The sequence below is a fragment of the Endozoicomonas sp. genome (assembly GCF_031844845.1).
In the GTDB taxonomy this organism is placed as follows: domain Bacteria; phylum Pseudomonadota; class Gammaproteobacteria; order Pseudomonadales; family Endozoicomonadaceae; genus Endozoicomonas.
On the sequence record NZ_JAVRMB020000303.1, the window covers coordinates 1 to 6,297 of the forward strand.

Here is a 6,297-nt window from a genome sequence, read left to right on the forward strand (position 1 = left end):
TTTTATGGAAACTTTTTATTTATGCAGCGCATGGTAAAACCCATCGTCATTTTTGATTCCGGTGTTGGAGGGCTCAGCATCTATCAGGAAATAAAACAGGTTTTGCCTGATGTTCCCGTGGTTTACTGCTCTGATACACAAGGTTTTCCCTATGGCCCCAAGCCTGAATCGGAAGTGATTGAGCGTACCAGTCTTTGCCTCAACTATCTGGCTGAGCGCTATGGGCCATGTCTGGCGGTCATTGCCTGTAATACGGCCAGTACGATCTCATTGCCCAGAGTCCGTGAGGCGCTGAATTTTCCGGTGGTGGGTGTGGTCCCTGCTATAAAGACCGCCAGCGAGTATTCAAAGAGCCGCTGTATTGGTCTTCTGGCTACTCCCGGCACCATTGCCCGAAGCTATACCGATCAATTAATTGATGACTTTGCGGGTGATTGTCAGGTGATTCGGGTGGGTTCCAGTGAGCTGGTGCATATGGCTGAACAGTACCTGAGAGGGGAGCCGGTTTCTGGTAAAACGCTTAACAACATTCTTGCGCCTTTCTTTGCGGGACAAAAAACACCTGACGCTATTGTGCTTGGCTGTACACATTTCCCGTTATTAAGAGACGCTCTGCAGCGGGTATCTTCGGATATTAACTGGATTGACTCAGGCCCTGCCATTGCCAGAAGGGTTGTTAATCTTCTGGGGTCTTCTGAATCTGAGTGTGGCGCAGAATCCATGGATATTTTCGTTCACACCGGCAAGTCTTGTCAGGTGGATTCTCTGGTTCCGGCTTTGGAACGTATGGGATTTGCTAAGGTAGTTTCCTTGTTATCAGAAACGACTTGAAGGCAGCCACACTCACAGAGTGAATGTGGCCATAAGGTTCTACAAGAATTTATTTCTCCAGAGAACGAGCTTCGTAAAAAGCAACTTCTGTAATATCGTGGTAAGCCTTGGATTGCTCACGGAACTGATCGAACGACTGATAGACACGGTCAGCAAGATCACTGCTGGCAGCCACTTCCTGAGTAACCTCATCAGCGACTTTTTTCAGTTCAATAAGCACGTCATCGGGCAGGCGCTTTACTTTGACACCGTGCTCATTCACCAGTTGTTGCAGCGCCGCATTATTACGGGCGGTGTATTCATCAATCATATCCTGATTGGTGGCCCGGGCCGCCGTTTTAACAATGGCCTGCAGGTCTTCCGGTAATTGCTTCCAGGCATCCAGATTGATGGTAAATTCCATCATGCTGCCTGGCTCATGCCAGCCAGGGTAGTAGTAGTAAGACGCTACCTTATAGAAACCAAAGGCCAGGTCATTGTATGGCCCAACCCACTCGGTGGCATCAATGGCGCCGGTCTGAAGTGCGGTAAACAGTTCACCGCCGGGAATGTTAACGGGGACACCGCCCAGGCGCTTCAGCACCTCACCACCCATACCCGGGATTCGCATCTTCAGGCCTTTCAGGTCATCCAGGCTGTTAATCTCTTTATTAAACCAGCCCGCCATTTGTACGCCACTGTTGCCACCAGCCATAGGCTTGATATTGAAGGGTTGGTAAACCTCATCCCAGAGAGCCTGTCCACCCCCATAGTGAATCCAGCTGCTGATTTCCTGGGCATTCAAACCAAAGGGCACCGCAGTAAAGAATTGGGTTGCAGGATCCTTGCCCTTCCAGTAGTAAGCTCCACTGTGTCCCATATCCGCTGTGCCACTGGAAACGGCATCAAATACTTCCAGTGGTGGAACCAGTTCACCACCACCGTAAACTTTAATGGTCAATCGACCATTACTCATTTTGTTAACGGATTCGGCAAAACGCTCAGGTGCGGTGCCCAGCCCCGGGAAGTTTTTTGGCCAGGAGGTAACCAGTTTCCACTCGATTGGTTTTTGAATTTCTGGTGCTGACTCTGTGCTTGAGGTTTGCTGTGGCTGCTCACCCTGTCCACAGCCGACCAACACTACGGTGGCGGCAGCCATCCCCAAAGTGGTCAATAAATTACGGCGTTTCATGTAAGAACCCTGTTCTCTTGTTATTAATTTTATCAGGCTCAGGCTGTTATATAGCCAGAAGACTTATTAGGCAGAACACGACAGAAGCATGGTAAGTGGATAGGCTGAAGCATACAAGCCTCCATCGTTGATGGAGGCTTTTGGAGTCATTAAGCCGGAGAAAGGTTCGCGTAAGCCATCATCAGCCACTTGGCGCCTTCTGAATCAAAATTGACCTGAACCCTGGCCTGATTGGCCTCCCCTTCATAATTGATGACCGTCCCTTCACCAAAGACGTTATGGTGTACCCGTTGCCCTAACGACAGTCCATGATCTGGGGACGCTGGGGCCATACGGGTGATCACCGGGCGGGAAATAGTGCCTCCGAGGCGTACTTCCTGTAACAGTTCGCCCGGTATTTCCCGAATGAAACGAGAAGGACGGTTCATGGTTTCGCTGCCATATAAGCGGCGACTTTCTGCGTAGGTCAGGTATAAGGTTTTCATGGCACGGGTAATGCCTACATAACAAAGACGACGTTCCTCTTCCAGATTGCCTTCATCCAGAGACATTTTGTGGGGGAATAAACCCTCTTCCATACCGACCAGGAAGACCAGCGGAAATTCCAGACCTTTTGCCGAGTGCAGGGTCATCATTTGTACGCTGTCCTGAAACTGATCGGCCTGATTGGTGCCTGCTTCCAGTGCCGCGTGGGCAAGGAAAGCATCCAGCGGTGTCATGGCTTCAGTCTCTTCGTCCAGATCGAGGTCGTCCATATCAAACTGACGACAGGCGTTGACCAGTTCTTCCAGGTTTTCTACCCGGGCCTGACCTTTTTCCCCTTTCTCTTTACTGTGATGATCAATCAGCCCACTCATGGTGATCACGTGATCAGATAGCTCACCAAGATCGAGTGTTTCTCCTGAATGGCTCATGGATTCAATCAGCTCAACAAAAGCCGCCATAGACTTACCCGCTTTGCCACCAACCACCGAGGCCTTTACCAGATTACGCAGGGCCTGCCATAACGATATTTCCTGACTTCGGGCAGCTTCTCTCAGCTTTTCTATGGTTTTCTCACCAATGCCCCGGGTTGGAATGTTAATGACTCGCTCAAGGGAAGTGTCATCATTGGGAGAATTGACCAGCCGGAGATAAGCCAGGGCGTTTTTAATTTCTGCCCGTTCAAAGAAGCGTTGTCCACCATAGATGCGGTAAGGAATGCCTGCCCGGAGCATCGCTTCTTCGAGAACGCGGGACTGAGCATTGGATCGGTAAAGAACGGCCATATCACTGCGGGCCGTGCCTTTGTCGGTAGCCTCTTTAATACGGTCAGTAATGAAGCGGGCTTCATCCATCTCGTTAAAGCCGGCGTATAAGTGTAACGGTTCGCCGCTTTCTCCGTCGGTGTGCAGTTCCTTGCCCAAACGATCCGGGTTATTGGCAATAACCGCATTGGCGGCCTGAAGGATATTGCCGGTTGACCGATAGTTCTGTTCCAGTTTTATGGTCTTGGCATTTGGGAAATCACGAGTGAACTGACGTATATTTTCTATGCGAGCACCACGCCATCCGTAAATGGATTGATCATCATCGCCAACCACCATGAGTTTATCCTGATCACCGGCCAGCAACCTGAGCCAGGCATATTGTACGGCGTTGGTATCCTGAAACTCATCCACGAGGATGTAGCGGAAACGCTTACGGTAGTGGTGAAGCAGGTCTGAACGTTTTAACAAAAGCTCGTGAGCACGGAGGAGCAGCTCGCCAAAATCCACAACACCGGCCTGCTCGCAATACTCATGATAGCGGCGATAAACATCCACCATGGTTCGTTCAAAAGGATCGTAACCGGGGTCAATATAGTCGGGACGCAAGCCTTCATCTTTTTTGCCGTTGATAAACCATTGTGCCTGACGAGGTGGCCACTTCTGATCGTCCAGCTGCATGGCTTTCATGATTCGTTTGATAACTCGCAGCTGGTCATCACTGTCCAGAATCTGAAAGTTTTCCGGGAGTCCGGCTTCCTTCCAGTGAGACCTGAGCAGTCGATGGGAAAGACCATGGAACGTGCCTACCCACATACCCCTTGGCGCAATGCCCAGTAATTCCTCAATACGGGAGCGCATTTCTGCAGCGGCTTTGTTGGTGAAGGTCACAGCCATCACTGAATAGGGTGACATGGCTTCGGCCTGAACCAGCCAGGCGATCCGATGAACCAGAACGCGGGTTTTACCACTGCCGGCACCGGCCAGCACCAGCATGGAGCTGACGGGGGCTGCTACAGCACTGCGTTGAGCATCGTTCAGTGAGTCAAGTATTGAGGTTACGTCCATAAGATTCTTTTAGTCTGGAGTCGATGCCCCCTTTTGATGGGGAGTTTATGAGTCGTTATGTGTAAAAGTAGTGCGAGTTTAACGAGAGTTTAACGAAACTGCGTCATAAGGTCTTGCCTGTAAGATTTATCTTACATGTTTATACGACATGAGTTGTTGCCGTAAGCCCGTAAATTTACTATTTTGGTAATCGTAAGCAGACATCATTTAATAACAAATACAAGATGAGGGTGCTGTTATGGGTAAAGGTAAGAAAGCCGAAAAAGAGTTCATTCTGGATGAGCACCTGATCCGTCCAGAACTTGAGCTGAAAGGTTCCAAGCGCACCCTGCAGATTCGCAGAGCACTTGAGGAGAGGGAGGAGGACAAGCGTCTAAGTTCCATCTTCGGCGAAGATTACTGGGAAGCTTCGTAGTCATTGCTGTTCTGATACGAACTTTTGCTCCTGCTCTGTAAAAGTTCGTATCGGGTGTTTTCTCCCATCCTTTGTGTTTTGGAATTAGCATTTCCCTTCTGAATAGTTTTCTTTGATCTTCTTGTATTAATTATCGTCCTCTCCCGATGGCATTGCCTAACCCCCTGATAATCAATCGAAAACCGGAAATCAACACAGCCAGTCAACCACCTCTGAAAGGATGCAAGGTCTGCATTATTCTATAATGGGTCACATTTAAGATTAAAATGTTATATTATAACGCTTTTGGTCTGGACGGCTTTTTGTATGCAGTTCTTCTCTTTCAAAAGATCACTAATGGCCATGTTGCTAATGACCATCAGTGTCTCTGTGGCTGCAGAACACCCAAAGGTTTTGGCCAGTATCAAGCCGCTTCAGCTGATTGCACAGGCAGTGACAGAGGGCGTAACGAATGCCGATGTGTTGCTTCCTCCCGGGAGCTCTCCTCACAGCTACAGCCTGAAGCCTTCCGATGCCCGCAAGCTCAGAAATGCCGATGTTGTTTTTTGGGTTGGCCCCTCCATGGAGTCTTTTCTGTCCAGGATGCTGGCAGGCTCGGAGGATGTAAAAGCCGTGTCCATGATGGATATTCAGGGCATTCGGCTACGCAGTAATGAAGAAGATGAACAGCATATACATGAGGATGACGAGCACCATGATCATGGTGAATATGATCCCCATATCTGGTTGAGTACCGATAATGCGCGGATCATTGCCAGAGAAATGGCCAGCGTTTTAACGTCGGTTGATAAAGCCAATAAGGCGCAGTATCAAGAGAACCTTGAACTTTTTATAAAGAGCATGGATCAGACGGATGCCCGAAACGAGCTAAAACTCAAACAGTCCGGCAACAAGCCATTTTTCGTCTTTCATGATGGTTATGGCTACCTTCAGGATCAATATGACCTGAAGATTGCCGGCTACTTCACGCTGAACCCTGAGCAGCAGCCGGGCGCCCGTCATCTGGTCAGTTTACAAGAGCAGCTGGATAAAGCCGGAGCAAGCTGTATTTTCCGGGAACCCCAGTTTCAGCCAGCCTATATCAACCGATTGATTGAAGGACTTTCTGTCAGAGTTGGTGTACTTGACCCTCTGGCAGAAGATATTGAATCCGGACCCGGAAGCTATGCAAAATTCATTAATCAGCTTGTGGATAACATTACTGAATGTGTTCAGAGAGCGACCAAACAGCCATAAGCGAAAAATGTCGCTCTCTGAGAACGGTGAAAGCAGATAACCTTGATTAGCGGCTGTCGCAAAAGGTCTTAGGAAAGCTGCAATTAAGAATGTACCATCGTCATCCCCGCGCAGGCGGGGATCCACTGCTCGAGATAGACTCCCACTCTCGAGATGGATTCCCGCCTTCGAGGGTGTCGCAAAAGGGCAACCCCCCCCCGACCGTCATCCTCGCGAAGGCGGTTGTCGCAAAACCCTCCTCGCTCCCACGCTCTGCGTGGTAGCGCCAGGACCCAACCACAGACACGATTCCTGTGGTTGGCTATGCATTCCCACGCAGAGCGTGGGAA

General features: G+C 49.6%; 5 protein-coding genes. 3 read left to right on the forward strand and 2 right to left on the reverse strand.

Going from position 1 to position 6,297, the window contains the following annotated elements; all coding sequences use genetic code 11:
• On the forward strand, window positions 1-831 hold an 831-nt coding region (gene murI / locus RM811_RS16625; RefSeq protein ID WP_402526538.1), incomplete at its 5' end, for a glutamate racemase.
• 49 nt (window positions 832-880) lie between these two features.
• Here the strand turns inward: murI and RM811_RS16630 are convergent.
• Together RM811_RS16630 and uvrD are read right to left on the reverse strand one after the other, a co-directional pair.
• Window positions 881-2,002, reverse strand: a complete 1,122-nt coding sequence (locus RM811_RS16630; RefSeq protein ID WP_402526540.1) for a TRAP transporter substrate-binding protein — start codon at window positions 2,000-2,002, stop codon at window positions 881-883.
• Window positions 2,003-2,151: 149 nt separating this feature from the next.
• Window positions 2,152-4,317, reverse strand: a complete 2,166-nt coding sequence (gene uvrD, locus RM811_RS16635) for a DNA helicase II (RefSeq protein WP_402526542.1) — start codon at window positions 4,315-4,317, stop codon at window positions 2,152-2,154.
• A 238-nt stretch (window positions 4,318-4,555) separates the two neighbouring features.
• Here uvrD and RM811_RS16640 point away from each other — a divergent pair, with 238 nt between their 5' ends.
• On the forward strand, window positions 4,556-4,732 hold the full coding sequence (locus RM811_RS16640) for a hypothetical protein (protein WP_402526544.1): 177 nt from the start codon (window positions 4,556-4,558) through the stop codon (window positions 4,730-4,732).
• Window positions 4,733-5,038: 306 nt separating this feature from the next.
• Window positions 5,039-5,968 carry a zinc ABC transporter substrate-binding protein ZnuA gene (gene znuA / locus RM811_RS16645; protein WP_402526546.1) on the forward strand — a complete coding sequence of 310 codons (930 nt, stop codon included), beginning with the start codon at window positions 5,039-5,041 and terminating at the stop codon, window positions 5,966-5,968.
• Window positions 5,969-6,297: the final 329 nt, after the last annotated feature.